At 73.3% G+C, this 16,530-nt stretch carries 8 protein-coding genes; 4 read left to right on the plus strand and 4 right to left on the minus strand.

Annotated features, from left to right (window positions below; all coding sequences use genetic code 11):
• Positions 1–128: 128 nt before the first annotated feature.
• The 4 genes from MXD62_RS04545 to MXD62_RS04560 all read left to right on the plus strand — a co-directional run bounded on the left by MXD62_RS04545 (position 129) and on the right by MXD62_RS04560 (position 11,946).
• Entirely contained in the window at positions 129–4,178 is a 4,050-nt protein-coding gene (locus MXD62_RS04545; protein WP_248828170.1) for a DUF6603 domain-containing protein, read from the plus strand.
• Positions 4,175–6,526 carry a hypothetical protein gene (locus MXD62_RS04550; RefSeq protein WP_248828171.1) on the plus strand — a complete coding sequence of 784 codons (2,352 nt, stop codon included), beginning with the start codon at positions 4,175–4,177 and terminating at the stop codon, positions 6,524–6,526. Before MXD62_RS04545 ends, MXD62_RS04550 begins: the two co-directional genes overlap by 4 nt.
• Positions 6,523–10,464 (plus strand): hypothetical protein, encoded by a 3,942-nt coding sequence (locus MXD62_RS04555; RefSeq protein WP_248828172.1) that lies wholly within the window; start codon positions 6,523–6,525, stop codon positions 10,462–10,464. Before MXD62_RS04550 ends, MXD62_RS04555 begins: the two co-directional genes overlap by 4 nt.
• A gap of 66 nt (positions 10,465–10,530) precedes the next feature.
• Positions 10,531–11,946 carry a hypothetical protein gene (locus tag MXD62_RS04560; RefSeq protein WP_248828173.1) on the plus strand — a complete coding sequence of 472 codons (1,416 nt, stop codon included), beginning with the start codon at positions 10,531–10,533 and terminating at the stop codon, positions 11,944–11,946.
• A 57-nt stretch (positions 11,947–12,003) separates the two neighbouring features.
• On the opposite strand, the gene MXD62_RS04565 is transcribed toward MXD62_RS04560, so the two are convergent.
• The 4 genes from MXD62_RS04565 to MXD62_RS04580 all read right to left on the minus strand — a co-directional run bounded on the left by MXD62_RS04565 (position 12,004) and on the right by MXD62_RS04580 (position 16,514).
• On the minus strand, positions 12,004–12,798 hold the full coding sequence (locus MXD62_RS04565; RefSeq protein WP_248828174.1) for an SDR family NAD(P)-dependent oxidoreductase: 795 nt from the start codon (positions 12,796–12,798) through the stop codon (positions 12,004–12,006).
• Positions 12,799–12,887: 89 nt separating this feature from the next.
• The gene (locus tag MXD62_RS04570) at positions 12,888–14,078 is read right to left on the minus strand and encodes an acyl-CoA dehydrogenase family protein (RefSeq protein ID WP_248828175.1); all 1,191 of its coding nucleotides are present in this window, start codon (positions 14,076–14,078) and stop codon (positions 12,888–12,890) included.
• A gap of 97 nt (positions 14,079–14,175) precedes the next feature.
• On the minus strand, positions 14,176–15,726 hold the full coding sequence (locus tag MXD62_RS04575) for a class I adenylate-forming enzyme family protein (protein ID WP_248828176.1): 1,551 nt from the start codon (positions 15,724–15,726) through the stop codon (positions 14,176–14,178).
• A complete protein-coding gene (locus MXD62_RS04580; RefSeq protein ID WP_248828177.1) occupies positions 15,711–16,514 on the minus strand; it encodes an enoyl-CoA hydratase/isomerase family protein in 804 nt (267 codons plus the stop codon). Before MXD62_RS04580 ends, MXD62_RS04575 begins: the two co-directional genes overlap by 16 nt.
• Positions 16,515–16,530: the final 16 nt, after the last annotated feature.

Genomic DNA, 16,530 nt, shown 5'->3' on the forward strand with positions numbered 1-16,530 from the left:
GACGGGTGTGACACCGTCCGTCGGTCCCGGTGCGGCGACGGATGCGCACCGTACCGGCAGGGAAGTGTCCTGCCGCGGTTTTCGAACGTGCCCGGAAGTGGAAGTCCGTGATCCGAGGGAGGGGTTCAGTGGATCTCGACGCCCTGAAAGCGCATCTCCTGAGCCTGGGTGATCCACCGACACTGCGGGCCGCGGACACCGCGCTCCCCGCGCAGCTGAGCGCCATGCTGGCCACCTTCCCGGACGGTGTCTGCCAGGGTGCGGCGGGCAGCGGGCGGCCGGAGGTGGACACCGGGCGGACGACGCTCTCACTCACGCTGACCTGGGCGTCGCCTGCCTGGCCCGTCGGCGCCGCCGTGACCATGGCGGTGACGGGCGTGTCGGTGGCCGTGACGAGCCAGGGCCTGGTCACCCTCACGCTCGACGGCACGTTCGACACGGTGGAGGTCGTGTCGACGGTCACCGCGGACGACCTCGGGCGGCTGACCGCCGCCGTGCGGCCGGTGCGTCCCGGCGCGTTCGCCGCCGAGCTGGAGAAGCTCGGCAGGCGCCTCGGCGGTGACACCGTCTGGCAGCAGGCGACGGCCGGGCTGCGCGCGTTCGCCTTCGACCCCGCCGATGTCGCCGGCATTGATTACCGCCTCATCAAGAAGGCGGCTGCCGGACCGGCCACCTATCAGGTGGACGCCATGGCGATCGTGGCCTCGCTCACTATCAGGGCGCTGCCGCTCGATGTCGCCGTGTGGCTTCCCCATCTGGCCCTCGCCGGCACGCTGACGGACGCGCGACCGATCCCTGTCCGGTCCCTGCTGGAGTCGTTCGGCATACCCGGGGGGGAGGTACCCGAGGACTGTGCCGTCAGTGAGCTGTCGTTCGCCGCCGTCCTCGGGGACGATTATCTCCTTCGGATGACGGTCTCCGGTGACTGGCCGATCGGCCCCCTCGCGATCCGATCCCTGTCTCTTTACGTCTACTACGCGAACGGCGCGGGATTCACGGCCCGGGTAGGGGGCACGGTGTCGATCGGCTCCGCGCTGAGTATCGACATCTCGGCCGGGAGGATCGGCGGCGCGCAGGGCGGCTGGGCCTTCAGCGGCGGCCTCACGGCGGGCGAGACCCTCGGCATGGCGGAGGTGATTGACGCACTCGGGCTGACCGACGTGCCCGGGCCGGTCAGGTCCCTCGAACTCACCACCCTGACGCTCTCGTACACCACCGGTTCGGCCGCCCTCGACTTCGTCTGCGAGGGAGACGTGACCATCGCGGACGGGGTGACGGCCGCGCTCCGCGTGACGGTGACCCGCGACGGCTCGGATACACGGTACGGCGGGACGCTGTCCGTCGACGGCTTCGCCTTCGACGTCGACTTCGACGAGGAGAAGTCCGGCGCCGACATCCTCGTCGCCACCTATCACGGTGCTGCGGAGGGCACCGAGGTCGTTCTGCGGGACTGGGTCGCGCATTTCTCCGCCGACCTGGCGGCCGACGTCCCCGACAGCCTGCGGATCGGGCTGAAGGACGCCAAGTTCGTGCGGGTGAAACCCGCGGGCGGCCCGGCCCGGTTCTGCGTCGGTGTGGACCTCTCGGCGGGTTTCGACCTTTCCCAGCTTCCGCTCGTCGGCGGGTTCCTGTCGACGATCGGGACGGTGAGTGTGGAGAACCTGCAGGTCCTCTACAGCTCCGGAGCCTTCGACACCCAGACGGTCGCCTCGGTCAACCGGCTGCTCGGGCCGGCCAAGGTGGTGGCCCTCCCGCAGGCCGGGCTGGCGGCGGGCGTCGCCGCGCTGGCCGATCTGCGGATCGGGAAGGAGAGCACGTCGGTCGCTCTCGGCGTGCCACCCTCGAACGCCGGCGGCGGCGAGCTCCCCGGACCCGACACCCCCAGTACCCCGGGCGGTTCCAGCGCCCCCGCTCCGTCCGGTGCCCCCGCTCCGTCGGGTGCGCCTGACACCTCCGGGACGGGTGCCTCCAGCGTCCACTGGGTGTCGGTGCAGAAGCAGCTCGGGATCGTCCACATCGACCGGGTCGGGGTGATGTACCAGCACAACGTGCTGCTGTTCGCGCTGGACGCGTCGGTCGCCCTCGGCCCGCTGGCCCTCTCGCTCGACGGCCTGGCGGTCGGCTCCCGGCTGGACAGGTTCGCGCCGACGTTCCGCCTCGACGGCCTCGGGATCGGCTACAGCGCCGCTCCGGTGGAGATCTCCGGCGCGCTGCTGCACCTGCCCGACGACCAGCTTCCGGACACGGTGGCGTTCCAGTACGACGGCACGGCCACGGTCGGCCTGCAGAGCTTCTCGCTGGCGGGTCTCGGTTCGTACGCGCAGCTGAAGGACGGCGCGCCCTCGCTGTTCGTCTTCGCCCAGCTGGAGGCGCCACTGGGCGGGCCGCCACCGGTCATCGTCACCGGGCTGATGGCCGGGTTCGGCTTCAACCGGGAGCTGACGCTGCCCAGCCCCAGGGAGGTCTCCGGCTTCCCGCTGCTGAGCCTGCACAAGCAGGGCCCCGGCTCCGGGCACAAGCCCTCCCACGTGCTCGACGTCCTGGAAGGGCGTGAGCCGGCCGTGGCCGGCAGCCAGCCGCGGCGGTGGATCGCCCCCCGCGAGGGCTCGTACTGGCTGGCCCTCGGGGTGGAGTTCACCGTGGCCGAGGTGGTGAACGCCAAGGTGCTGCTGGCCGCGGAGATCGGCGCGGAGCTGGCGCTGGCCGTGCTGGGCCTCGCGACGATCCAGCTGCCACTGCCCACCGAGTCCGCCACCACCACCTACGTCTACGCGGAGCTGGGCGTGGAGGCCGTCATCCGGCCCGTCCAGGGCAGCGTCGAGATCGCCGCGCAGCTCTCCCCGGCCTCGTACGTGCTGACGCCCGCCTGCCACCTCACCGGCGGGTTCGCCGCGGCGACCTGGTTCGGGAACAACCCGCACGCCGGGCAGTTCGTCGTCACCCTCGGCGGCTACCACCCCGCGTTCCGCCGGCCCTCCTACTATCCCGACGCGCCGCGGCTGGGGATCGACTGGGCGGTCAGCGGCAACGTGTCGATCAAGGCCCAGGCGTATCTGGCCGTCACGCCGTCATGCGCGATGGCGGGCGCGCGGCTGGAGGTCCTCTTCCACGAGGGCCCCATCCGGGCCTGGTTCACGGCGCAGGCCGACGTGCTGCTGTCCTGGCGGCCGTTCTTCTTCGACGCGCGCATCTCGGTGAGCATCGGCGCGTCCGGCAGCATCAACCTGGGGATCCTGCACGTCACGATCAGCGGTTCGATCGGCGCGACCCTGCACCTGTGGGGGCCGCCGACCGGCGGTTCGGTCACCGCGCACTTCCCCCTCATCGACGTGACCGTCAGCTTCGGCGGCTCCCGCGGGGGAGCCGAGACCGAGGCGCTGGGGTGGGACGTGTTCGCCAGCCTGCTCCCGAAGCCGGCGGACGTCGTCACCATCGCGCCGGTCTCCGGCGTCGCCGGCGCCGAGGAGGACCCCGGCGCGGGCGGCGGCGCGGGCGACAAGGTGTGGCAGGCGCGGGCCCGGGACCTGCGCCTGTTCACCCAGTCCGCGGTGCCGGCCAGCCACCTGCGGACGGGCGACGCGCCCCTGGCCTCGTCCGAACCCGGGGACGGCCCCCTGGTCGACGTACGTCCCATGGACCGCGCCGGCCTGGTCGGTGAGCACCGGCTGAGACTCTTCTACGAGGACAGGCCCGCGTCGACGGACGGCTGGACGTTCACCGCCCGCACCCGGGCCGTGCCCGCGTCGCTGTGGGGTGCCCCGCCGACCCCGTTCAGCCACACGCCGTCGGGACCCAGCGCCGAGGTGCTGCCGGACCGGCCGGTCGGCTTCGACGTCCAGGCCCCCCGGCCCGAGCTGGCCGCCTCGCGCGGGGTCTTCCCGCTCAGCGAGTACAGCGAGGACGAGCTGCCGCCCGGCCTGTCGCCGCTGCCCCGGGAGCCGGTGGTCAACCGCGATTTCGTCGGCGCACCCGACCCGTCCTGCGTGGATCTGCTCGGGCGCCTCGACCGTGGCGACGCGAGGAGCGGGCGCGACGAGATGTACGCCGCCCTGGCCGACGCCAAGCTGCTCACCGACCTCGGCGACAGCGCCCTGGCGGGCCTGGCGGCGGGCGCGGCCCACTTCTACAGCGAGGCGCCGATGGTCCAGCGCGCGCAGGAAGCGAGGAGCCGCGGATGAGCCCGAGCCCGCCGCACCCCGCCCGCGACACGATCCCCCCGGGGGACATCGAGCTGCACGACCACTATCTGCCCGCACTGCCCGCCGGCGACTACCGGATCGAGGTCACTCACACTCTGCGCGCCGGGCCGCGCGACGGCGCACAGGTCGTCGGCGGGCCGTTCACGGCCGTGCAGAGGTTCACCGTCCGCGGCCCGCAGGTGCGGATCGACGCCGACGCGGTGGTCGCCGAGCAGCCTCCCGACGCCTCGAGCGGCAGGTTCGCGGAGGTCCTGCCGCACGTGGTGCTCGGTGACCCCATGCTGCCGTGGGAACGTCCACTGACCGGGGCGTCGCGCGACACCCCGTGGCTGGCGCTGCTGGTGCTCACCGACTCCCAGCTCGTCGGTGGCACCACCGCCCCGACCCGCACCATCTCCGCCACCGTGGCGGACTTCCTGGCCGACGACCCCGCCGCGCTCAAGCCCGCGCTGACCGTGGAGTCCGACGTCGGCCCCGGCGACCCGTGCGTGTACATCCAGGTCGCGGCGGCCGAGTTCCAGGCCGTGGCGCCCCGGCTGGACGAGCTGCGCTTCCTCGCCCACTGCCGCGGTGCCAACACCGGGGACCGGCCCATCCTGGGCCTCCAGGAGGACGGGCTGTTCTCCGTCATCGTCGCCAACCGCTTTCCGACCGCCGCCCCACCCGGCTCCGACCCCGGGACCGGCACGAAGAACATCGTGCATCTCGTCTCCCTGGAGGGCCACGAGCGGATCCTCGCGGACACCCCGGACTTCCGGGGTCGCTCCTCGGTGGCGCTGCTGTCCCTGTGCAGCTGGTCGTTCCAGGCCCAGCCCGACCGCGAGGCGGACTTCGCCGACCTCGCCGAAGGACTCACCCAGACCCCCTCCGGCACCCGGGCCGGGCGCGACGACATGTGGCTGCGCCTGCCCGGCCCTCCCGGGCAGACCGACACCGCCGCGCGGCGACACGTGGCCCGGCGGCTCGACGACGGGTACCTGCCGTTGCCTTACCTGACCCGCTCGGGCGAGGCCACCTACGGCTGGTACCGAGGGCCGCTCACCCCCGTTCTGCCCCTGGCCACCGACCGGGCGGCGCAGGCCACCACCGCTGACGCGCTCATCGCCTACGACCCGGCCTGGGGCAGCTTCGACCTGTCGCTGGCCGCCGCGTTCGAGACCGGCCGGGCCCTCGCCCTCGCCGACGCCCCCTTCGCCCAGCACCTGCTCGCGTTCAAGCAAGCCACCCGGCACCTGGTGGACAGCCTCCACCACCAGGCCACCAGCACCCACCTGCAGCAGGACGGCAGCGGGAGCACGCGGCCGAGGACGGCGCGCGCCGCGTTCGGCACGCTGCTCGACGGTCGCCTGCTCACCGCCCTCGGCACGCCACCGGGCCGGCCCCGCGCCGCGTGGTCCCCGCCGGCACCCGCCGCGCCGTCCGCCGACCCGGCCGGCGGGCTCGAGACCGTGCTGCGATCCGACGCCACCCGGGCCGCCCTCGCCGCGGCGATGGACGCCGACGACGGCCTCGGGGAACACCTCACCCGGGTCGCGGACTGGCTCGGGCGGCTCCTGCTGCTCCACCCCGTGCCGTTCACCCACCTGGTGCCCGACGAACGGATGCTGCCGCGGGAGTCGCTGCGTTTCTTCCACCTCGACCCCGGCTGGCTGGACGCCGTGGTCTCCGGTGCCCTCAGCATCGGCGCGCAGTCCAGTCGGGACACCCTCCAGGACCAGGTCGTCGCCGCGACGATCCGGGCCGCGGCGGCGGAGAAGGCGGCGGGGTACCGCGCGACGCAGCGCGGCACCGAGGCCGGTGACCCCGCACCTGTGGACACGGCGTTCGGGCCGGTCTCCGGGCTGCTGCTGCGCTCGGCGCTCGTCTCCGGCTGGCCGAACCTGGCCGTGCGCGCCCTGGACGAGGCCGGTGAGCTCCTGCCCGTCCTGCGGATGGACCACCTCTCGCCCACCGTGCTGCTGTGCCTGTTCGACGGCCTGCCCGCGGCCGTCGAGCTCAGGGAGCCCCAGGAGGGCTTCCGGTTCGGCGTCGAGGACCACGGCCTGATCCCGCTGCGGAACCTGCTGGCCCCGCCCCACGCGTCCGGGGGCCGCCCGCTCGGCGAGCAGATCGGCCCCGACGTCACCTTCCCCGTCCTGGACCACGTCCGGGCCGGTGCCGGCGGCCCGGTCCTGGACCTCGGTTCGCTCATCCCCGCGCTGACGGCGGCTCTGGACGCCGCGCACGGCACCGCCGTCGGCCCCATCGGCCCCGCCGACCTGGCCCTGCAGATGGTCAAGGTCCCCGAGGCCATCCGCTTCACCGGCCCGAACGGAGACCGAGGTTGACCGCCCGCCCCGCGCTCGTCGTCCCCGTCGACCTCGACGTCCTCGTGGTCAACCGGGCCCTCCAGGGCCGCGACGCGTTCCGTAGCTGGCAGCACACCTACCTGGCGCTGGACGACTACCTGAGCCCGGAGCCGGACGGGGGAGACCGCCAGAGCAACGACCCGGTGCACAGCCACACCGGCGTCCATCTGCACTGGACCCTGCCCAGGGGGCTGCGCCACGGCGTGCAGGACCCGGCGACCGGTGAGATCGGCTACCCGCTGGTGCCCAACCGCTGGCTGGTGATCCGCTTCAGCGGTACCGGCACCCGCCTCGCCAGGGCGTGGGTGATCGAAAGCGACTGCCCGTACAGCCCGCGGGCGCAGGACGACGGACACGACCTCGCGCGCTCCAGCCCCTACCTGGTCGACGCCGCCACCCTGCGCGCCTGGCAGGCCAGCCCGGACCCGTACCGCAACACCATGGACCCCGACGGCGGGCAGGTCCAGATCGGGCTCGCCTTCCCGCACACCGACACCCCGTGGACGGAACGCGCCGCCCGGGACCCCCTTTTCGTCACCGCCATGGCCACCGGGGACCCGTACTTCACCACCTACACCCCGCACAACACCAACGTCTTCTCCTTCCTCGACGACCTCTCCGACCTCACGTCCGCCACCGCCCTCGGCTACCGGGTCGTCGGCTGGTACTCCGATCCGGACGCCGACGTCCTCGCGTCCCGCCCGCCCGGCACCTCCTACGCCGACCAGCTCGCGCACCTCGGCTGGCAGGATCCCCGCCTGACCGGCGAGGCCGGTCACGACGCCGCGGTCAGCCCGATCACCCGCAGCCTGTACGCCGGTACGGCCCTGACCGTCGGCTGGGATCCCGCCGCGAGCGCGGCGCCCGTCCCGGACCCGCTGGACACGATCCAGGACAACGGCGCGCTGAGCGTCGCCCTGGGCAACACCACCGAGGACGCCTTCACCGCCCTCGCCGGCCAGGCGCTGCACGCGACCGGCGCCGCGCCCTCCGCCGCCGACGTGGCGCTGCTGCGTGCGTTCCTGCACGACCTGCTCGCCGTCGCCGAGGAGAAGGGCGGCGACGAGCGGGTACGCCGCCACGTCCACGACGCCTCGTTCGCCGCGTCGACCGGCGGCCATCGTTGGACGGTCACACCGCCCCCCGCTGACACCTCGCCCGCCGGCAGCCCGTCCACCGGCAGCCCGTCCGCCGAGGCCGCGGCGCCGCGCCCGTTCGTCCCGCCGGCCTGGCTGGCCACACTCAACGACGATCAGCGTCAGCTCGACGAGCGGCTCGGCGAGCTGCGGGACCTCCAGTGGCGGCTCAACGCCCTGTGGCTGAAGAACGGGATCGCGGGGGCGTCGATGTTCCCGCCCGACGACGTCCCCGACCAGGACCTGATGGCGCGGGAGCTCGACGCCGAGCGGGAGGGATCTCTCGCCCACACCGTGGGCGTCCGAACCGCCCAGGTGAGAGAACTGGCCGCGAAGGTCCCCCAGCCCGACCACACCCGGCCCCACGCCAGCGCCCATGACGCGTTCCTCGCCGGGGTCGGCGCCTTCGCCGCGGCGAAGGGGCTGGGCGGGGGCGCCGAGCTCAAGGCCGTCCCGCGCCCCCCGTACGCGCAGAGCAACAACCCCGTGGTGAGCCTGTCGGGGATACTGCCCCCGGCCGACGCGACCGTTCCCGACCAGCCCGTACCCGTACGACCACTCACCGACGACGGCGCCGCGCTGATCAGCGCCGTCACGGTCGCGGGCACGACGATCACCGCGGTACCCGGCCGCGGCCCGGTGCCCGCCGTCGCGGGTCTCGACGCCTTCCCGCCCGAGGTGCCCGGGCTGCTCGCGGAGTACTTCCTGCTCGATCCCGGCAACGCCGCCGCGCTGGCCGCCGCCGGCGGCCAGCCGGCGGAGCAGGTCAGGGCCGTCCTGAGCGCCCACCCACCCGCCGCCTACACGGGCACGCTCCCGGAGCTGGGTCTGGAACCCTGGACCCAGCCCTGGGAGCCGCTGTTCATGGAGTGGAAGATCTCCTACCGGCACATCCCCCACACCGTGGGCGCGCGGCGCTGCTGGACCTTCGACGGCACCGACTACCGCTTCACACCGGAGGGCGTCGACGTCCCCCTGGACCGGGTCACCGTCACGGGTGTCTCCGCGCTCGGCCCGCACCCCCGGTCCCTGTTCGCGGCCAGGATGAAGGAGTACGTCGCCCAGCACGGCACCGACGACCAGCGTGACCAGCTCGACTCCTGGCTCACCGCGATCGGCGACTGGGGGCTGCTCGCCCAGGAACTCACCGGCTTCAACGATCGCCTGGCCGCCCGCGACCTGCGCGCCTTCCGCCGCCCCACGACCGACGACACCGACTTCCCCGCCGTCGCCGGCCTCGTCGGCTACCCGGACGCCGCCACCGAGGACGGCCTGCCCGCGCGTTACCGCGGCCGGGTCAGCAGCATCCCGTACCTGCCCGGCAGCGCCAGCGCCCCCTTCCACGAGACCCGGCAGGGGCAGATCTGCGTCGAGGAGCTCTTCCTCTACGACAAGTTCGGCCGAGTCCTGGACGTCGTCAGCGCCGACACCCGGAGCGGTGGCCTGCACGACTACCGCAACTTCCCGCTCACCGTCGACACCGCCCTCGCCGTCGGGACCTCGCTGACGCCCACGATCGCCTCCGTCGCCCAGCTACCCCCGCGCCCCCTGCAACCCGCCCGGCTCGACTTCGACCTCCTGGACGGCCAGGCCGGTACGCGCGTCGTCGGCACCGCGGCCGACCCCAGCCCCATCAGCGGCTGGATCCTCCCCAACCACCTCGACCACAGCCTGCTGCTCTACGACCCGGCGGGGCTCCTGCTCGGCACCTACCGGCTGCTCACCGGAGCCGACGGCCGGCGCACCGGCCAGTGGGAGCCCCCGCCCGGCAGCGCCATCACCACCGCGGACCAGCTCGCCGCCCACGCTCCCGAGATCGCGGCCCTCATCGGTTCCCCGAAGCTCGCCGCGGAGGCTAACTTCACGGCCTTCCTCGACGTCGTCGACTCCACCCTGTGGACCACCGACCCGCTCGGTCGGCGCGCCGACCAGAACCTGTCCCTCCTCCTCGGGCGCCCGCTGGCCCTCGTCCCCGCACAGCTCCGGCTGACCCTCGAGGGACCCCCCATCCGCGACACCGGATGGGCCGCCACCCTCGACCCGCCGCCGCCGGCCTTCACCGGCGACCGGTTCGAGATCCGCCTCGGCGACGTGGCCGCCCGCGACGACGGCCTCATCGGCTACTACGCCACCGACCCGCGCGGGGCCTACGACTACGACTGTTTCCACAGCGTCAGCGCTCCCGACGACCAGCAGGACTACACCGCCCAGATCGGGCCGCCCGGCGCCGCGGACACCGCGGACACCGCGGGCACGGCGCCGGGCGGAACCGGGCCCACCGGAACCGGGCCCACCGGAACCGGGCCCACCGGAACCGTGCCCACCGGAAACTACGTCCCCCTGACGTTCGGCGACCCGGCGCCCACCCGGCTGCTCCTGCTTCTCGATCCGCGTGCCCCCGTCCACGCCACCAGCGGCATCACCCCCACCGCCACTGTCACCGTCCCGCCCCGGCACACCGACGACGCGCTGCGGCACCTGCAGGCGCTCTTCCGTTTCGGCCCCGTACTCACCACCGAACACGCTCCGGCCAGCCAGCCCGACCCCGACCCCGACCGCGACCACGACCACGGCTCCGACCACGACTCGGAGGCCGGGACGCTCGCCTTCCCCCGGCCGGCCGAGAAGAACGGCTCGTGGTCCTGGCTGCGCCCGGTGCCCGGCGAGGCTCCCTGGGTGCCGTACGCGCTGATCCCGGCACCGCTGGAGGCGCGGTTCCCGGACAGCCCCGTTCTTCTCGAGGACGGCCTGCTCCGCTTCCTCGCCGACCCGGAGCAGTAACCACGTTCCCTCCCCGACGCACGTCAGGACACCGCAGTAAGGACCCGCACGCCAGGAGGATTCGCAATGGCCGCAAACCCTCTGTTCGACTACCTACCCGCCACCAGCCCGTCACCGCTCGAGGCGGGCGGTGACCCGGAGAAGGGCACCAAGGCCCGCATCAACATCTCCGTTGCCCACGGCGACCAGAACATCTACGCCGACAAGATCGCGATCTCGGTGCCGGTCAACCAGCAGAGCGGCACCGCGTACTTCACCGAGAATCCGCACATCGCGGTGAACGACGACAGATGGAAGCCGGTGTCGCTGGCGGCGAACACCGAGCAGGAGCTCACCGAGCATCATCAGCTCACCTTCCACAACGCCAACCCCAACGATCCGGTCACCTACCCCCTGGCCTTCAGCGTCAGCGGCCTGATCGCCACCGCCACCGGTGACCCGCTCGTCGTGCAGATCGTCGAATCCTCCAACACGCAACCGCAGAAATTCACCCGCAAGAATCCGCGGACCCTGACCCTGCCCGTCATCGAGCCCGTCTTCTACCTGCGCAACTTTCTGGCCCGCAGCACGGACAGGCCAACCGTCCCCAGGACGAGGATCGACGCCGGCGAGTCCCTCCAGCTCTCCTGGGAGAGCAACGGCTCCTACTTCTGGCTGTACGACGGCAGCAACGCGGCCCCCGTGTTCGAGGGAACCGGCACCTCGTGGTCCGCCCCGTCGGGCACGATCCTGCGCGACACCACCTTCATCGTGAAGGCGTCCGCCGTCGGCGGCGGACAGCAGGCCGCGGAAGGCTTCGAATCGGTCGAGCAGTACGCCAGCCTCACCATCGCCGTCAACAACCCCACCCTGACCGGACTGACCGTCTCCGGCCCGGTCACCGCCACGTCCACCCTGACCGTCTCCGGCTCGGTCACCGCCGAGTCCACGCTCGACGTGTACCGGTCGCTGTCCGCCCGCGACGACGTGACGGTCCAAGAGGAGCTGACGGTCTCGGGCAATCTCACCGCCCGGTCCCGGCTCGACGTGAACGGGCTGCTGAGCGCCAACGACGACCTGACGGTCGGGAGCAAGCTGAGCACACAGGGCATCAACGGCGCACGGTTCGGGGAGGACATCGACGTCGGCGACAAGATCAGCACCTATGGTCACAACGGACTGAAGGTGCTGCACGACCTTTCGGTCGATGGCGGCGCCGAATTCGTCGGGAGCGGAAAAATCGTGCGTATCCGTGAGCTGCGGGGGCCCTACGGTGAGGATCTGACCATCAACAGCACCGTCCGGGTGCTGGAACAGTGCGGGTTCACCATCGCCGGCAGCACGGTCCTGCGCGACGGGGACAACATCGGCCTGCAGAACAGGCAGAAGGACGGCTGGCTCTACGCGGCCGCCTACAATCACGACGGCGACCGCGGCTATATCTTCAGGTGGAATCCCGGTAACCGGGTGGGTGGGGACAGCTGGCGGGTGACCCGCGACTGACCGGGCGTTTTGTCTCCCGCCCGGTTCTGAGCCGGTCCGGCTAAGAACCGGTCCGGCTCAGAACCGGGTGCCGCCGTCGATGTTGATGACCGCGCCGGTGAGGTACCCCGCGCGGGGCGACAGGAGGAAGGCGAACAGGTCGCCGACCTCGTCCGGTGTGCCCGGCCGGCGCAGGGCGACGTCCATGTGCCACTCGTCGACCATGACCTGCTCCAGGAGGCCGGCCGGCGGGACGCCGCGCTCCCGGGCGAGCGCCCCGCGCAGGGCCGCGAGCGACCCGGTCTCGACGGCGCCGGGGCAGACGCAGTTCGCCCGCACCCCCGAGCCGCCGTACGCCCTGGCGACGGTCTTGGTGAACGCGGCCACCCCGCTCTTCAGCGTGACGTACGGCAGCCGGTCGGGATGATAGGCGCGCATTCCGTACGCCGCCGTGGTGACCACCGTGCCCCCGCCGCCGGCGACCAGGTGCGGAACGGCCGCCCTGACGGTGCGGACCGTCCCCATCAGCACGTCGTCGATCGCGTCCGCCCACACCGCGTCCGAGGCAGCGTCGAGGCTGGCGTGCGCGGCGGTCGACGTGCCGGTGGTCACCGCGACACCGGCCAGCTCGCCGAGCGTCCCGACCGCCTCGCTCACGATCCGTTCCGCCTCACCGGGGCGGTTGACGTCGCCGACGACCGCCGTCGCGTTCCGCCGGCCCAGCCGCTCCACGGCCGCCCGCGCCCGGCCGGGGTCCCGCCCCACGAGTGCCACGCGCGCGCCGTCGGCGACCAGCACCCGCGCGGCGGCGAGACCCATGCCCGCCGTCCCGCCGACGACGAGGAAACCACGATCACGTATACCGAGGTCCATCTCAACCCTCTTTGTTGCAGGCGGGGGCCGAGGCCGCCGCCGGTGGAGGAACGACTGGTCGCTTTCCCGTTCTGCGCCCGGACCCGGCGTCAGGCCACGCGGGGCATCCCGAGGACGCGTTCGGCGATGAGGTTGCGCTGGATCTGCGAGGTGCCGGCCGCGATCGTGTACTGCAACGACCAGAGGTAGGCCCGGGCGATCTCGGCGCCGTCGAGGCCGTGACCCCGCACGCCGCCCGTCGCCGCGCGGCCGAGAACGCGCACCGCGAGCTCGCTCAGCTCCTGGCTGAGCTCGCTGAACCGCAGCTTGACGGCGGAGCCGGTGGGTGCGGGCAGTCCGGTGGCCTCGGCCTCGGTGATGCCCCGCTGGGTCATCCGCCACAGCCCGTCGACGTGTGCATCCAGGCGGCCGACGTGCCCGCGCAGCGCCGGGTCGTCCCAGGCGGTGCCGCCGCCCGGCGCGGGCACCAGCCGGGCCGCCCTGACCAGGTCCCGCAGCTGGGAGCGCAGGGTGATGATGTGCTGGGCGAAGGCGGTGCCGCGCTCGAAGCGCAGGGTCACGTTCGTCACCCGCCACCCGTCGTTCTCCGCGCCGACGAGATTGGCCACGGGCACCCGGACGTCGGTGAGGAACACCTCGCAGAAGTGGCTCTCGCCGTCGATGGCCCGCATCGGGCGGACCTCGACGCCGGGGGAGTGCATGTCGAGGATGAGCCAGCTGATGCCGCGGTGCTTGCGCGCGTCGGGGTCGGTGCGGACCAGCAGCTCGCCGTAGTCGGCCACGTGCGCCCGGGTACTCCAGATCTTCTGGCCGTTGACGATGTACTCGTCGCCCTCGAGCACCGCGCTGGTGCGCAGGGAGGCGAGGTCGGAGCCGGCCTGAGGCTCGGAGAAGCCCTGGCACCAGACGTGTTCGCCGCGCAGGATGCGCGGCAGGTGGTAGGCCCGCTGCTCGTCGGTGCCCTCGGCGATCAGCGTGGGGCCGGCGTGCATCATCCCGACGAAGTTGACGCTGATGTAGGGGGCGCCGGCGCGGGCGTATTCCTCCAGGTAGACGAGCTGCTGGGTGACCGGCAGACCGCGGCCGCCGAACTGGCTGGGCCAGTGCAGGCCGGCGTACCCGGCGTCGTACAGCCTGCGCTGCCAGCCGGTGTCGTAGGCGCGTCGCGCCGGCCAGTCACCGGGGGGTGGGGGCGGGCCGTGCGTGGGCACCTCCGCCTGGAGCCAGGCGCGGAGCTCGGCGCGGAACGCCTCGTCCTGCTCGCTGTAGGTCAGGTCCATACCGCGCTCCTCCGGTTGTTCGTGGGCCGCTGGCTGTTCGTGCGTCTCCGGCTGTTCAGGACGCTGGCCCCTCGGCCGGCTGAGGGCTGCGGGGTGCTCAGGGCTGCTGGGTGAACAGCTCGCGCACGGCGGCCAGGTCGACCTTGCCCGAGGGCGTCCGGGGAAGAGCCTCGACGACTCGCAGCTGAGCCGGCAGCTCGTAGCGGGCCAGGACGCCTGCCGCCGCCGCCAGGAGGGCCTCGGCGGTCACCGTGACCCCGGGGCGCGGCTCGACGGCCGCCACCGGAACGGCACCCAGCCGGGCATCGGGACGGCCGACGACGGCGGCGCCGCGCACCCGCGGGTCGCGTTCCAGGGCGACGCGCACGTCGTCGGGCAGGATCTTGAACCCCCCGCGGATGATCGCCTGGTCGGCGCGGCCGAGGATCCACAGGAAGCCGTCGGCGTCGATCCGGGCGAGGTCGGTGGTCCGGGTCCAGCCGCTGTCGGCACCGAGCTGCGCCGCCCGAACCTCCAGCAGCCCCGGTTCGTCCGGTCCGCGGGGTGCGCCGGTGTCCGGGTCGACCACGCGCAGCGCGCAGCCGGCGTGGGCGCGCCCGACGCTGCCGCGCTTCGCGGCCCAGTACCGCTCGTGGTCGGCGAGGTTCCAGCCGGCGACGCCGCCGCCGAACTCGGTCGCCGCGTACGAGGTCAGCACCGGCACCCCGAACCTCGCCTGGAAGGCGTCGGCGTCCTCGGGCGACAGCGGCGCGGTACCCGAGATCACCGACCGCACGCCGGACAGGTCGGCGGGCTCGAGGTCGGCGTCGAGGACCATCCGCAGCGCCGCCGGGACCAGGCTGACGGTGGAGGGCCGATGCCGGCGCACGGCGTCCGCCCACTCCTCGACGCGGAAGCGTTCGAGCAGGCAGAACGAGCGGCCGTCGTTGACGCACTGCAGGATCCGGAACAGCCCGCCCAGGTGCACCAGCGGCGCGTTCACGACGACCACGCCACGGCGCAGCCGCAGGCCGGAGTCAGCGCCGCGCTCGTAGTGCCTGGCTCCGGCGAGCACGCGCCGGAAGGTCTCGTAGGTCAGCGGCACCCGCTTGGGCGGCCCGGTCGTCCCGCTGGTGAGCATCTCGACGGCGACCTCGGGGCGCGGCGTGCCGCCGTCCGGTGCGGGACGGCCGAGGTCGCCCCGTGCCGGTGGGCCGCCGTCCGGTGCCGGCCCGTCGCCGGTGACGATCAGGGCGCCGAGCGCGTCGCTGGCGAGCCGGCGCGCCGGCGGCGCGAACGCGGCCAGATCGGCCCGGTCGCCGGCGACCGTCGTGACGGCCAGGGAGTCGAGGTCGGCCCGGACCCGCTCGGCTCCGCGCCCCGGGTTGACGGCGACCACGCAGGCGCCGGCCCGGAGCAGGCCGAGAAGCAGGCCGAGCTGCGGTGGCCGGTTACGCAGCAGCAGGGCGACGCGTGCGCCCGGCCGCACCAGCGGTGCGACCGCGTCGGCGGACGCCGCCAGCTCGCCCCAGGTGTGCCAGTGGCGCTCGAACTCGACGGCCGGTGCCGACGGGTCGAGCGCGAGCACCTGCCCGATGCGTTCGCTGAGCGCGGGCAGCCCGCGCCTGGGCGACTGAGCCGTCCCGGGGCGGGTCAACGGCACTTCCATTCCGGCTGGCGCTTCTCCAGGAAGGCGCGGGGGCCCTCCTTGGCGTCCTCGGTGCGGACCACCCGTTCCCGGAACGTCTCGGCCATCACCTCGGCCTCGTACAGCGGAAGGTCGCGGCCGCGGCGGATGGCCAGGCGGGTGCCGCGCACGGCCAGCGGCGCGTTGCGGTTGACGGTGCGGGCGATCTCCCGGGCCCGCTCGAGCAGCCGGTCGTGCTCGACGACCTCGGAGACCAGCCCGAGGTCGTAGGCGCGCCGCGCGCCCATCCGCTCGTGCCGCCCCATCAGCGCCATCCGCATCGCGATGTTGGTCGGCAGGGCGCGGGCCAGCCGCACCACCTCACGGCCGGAGACCAGGCCGATGCTGACGTGCGGGTCGAAGAACTCGGCCCGGTCCGAGGCGATGACGATGTCGCCGGTGGTGACGAGGTCGAGCCCGGCGCCGCAGCACAGGCCGTTCACGGCGGTGAGGATCGGCTTGGTCATCGACCGGAACGGCGGCGTGCCCTCCTGCGGAGCCTCCCACTGCGGGAACGTCGACAGGTACGGCTCGTCGTAGACGACCCGCCCGTCGTCGGGGATCTCGCCGACGTCGGCGCCGGCGCAGAACGCCCGGCCGTTGCCGGTGACGAGCAGGATCCAGACCTGGTCGTCGGCCTCGGCGTCGGCGTAGGCCTGCCGCAGCTCCCGGACCATCGTCGGGCTCAGCGCGTTGAGCGCCTCGGGCCGGTCGAAGGTGATCGTGGCCACCCGTTCCTCGACCTGGTAACGGATCGTGTCGAATCCCATGCGCGAACAGCCTTTC

This window comes from Frankia sp. Mgl5 (assembly GCF_023242985.1).
GTDB lineage: Bacteria > Actinomycetota > Actinomycetes > Frankiales > Frankiaceae > Parafrankia > Parafrankia soli.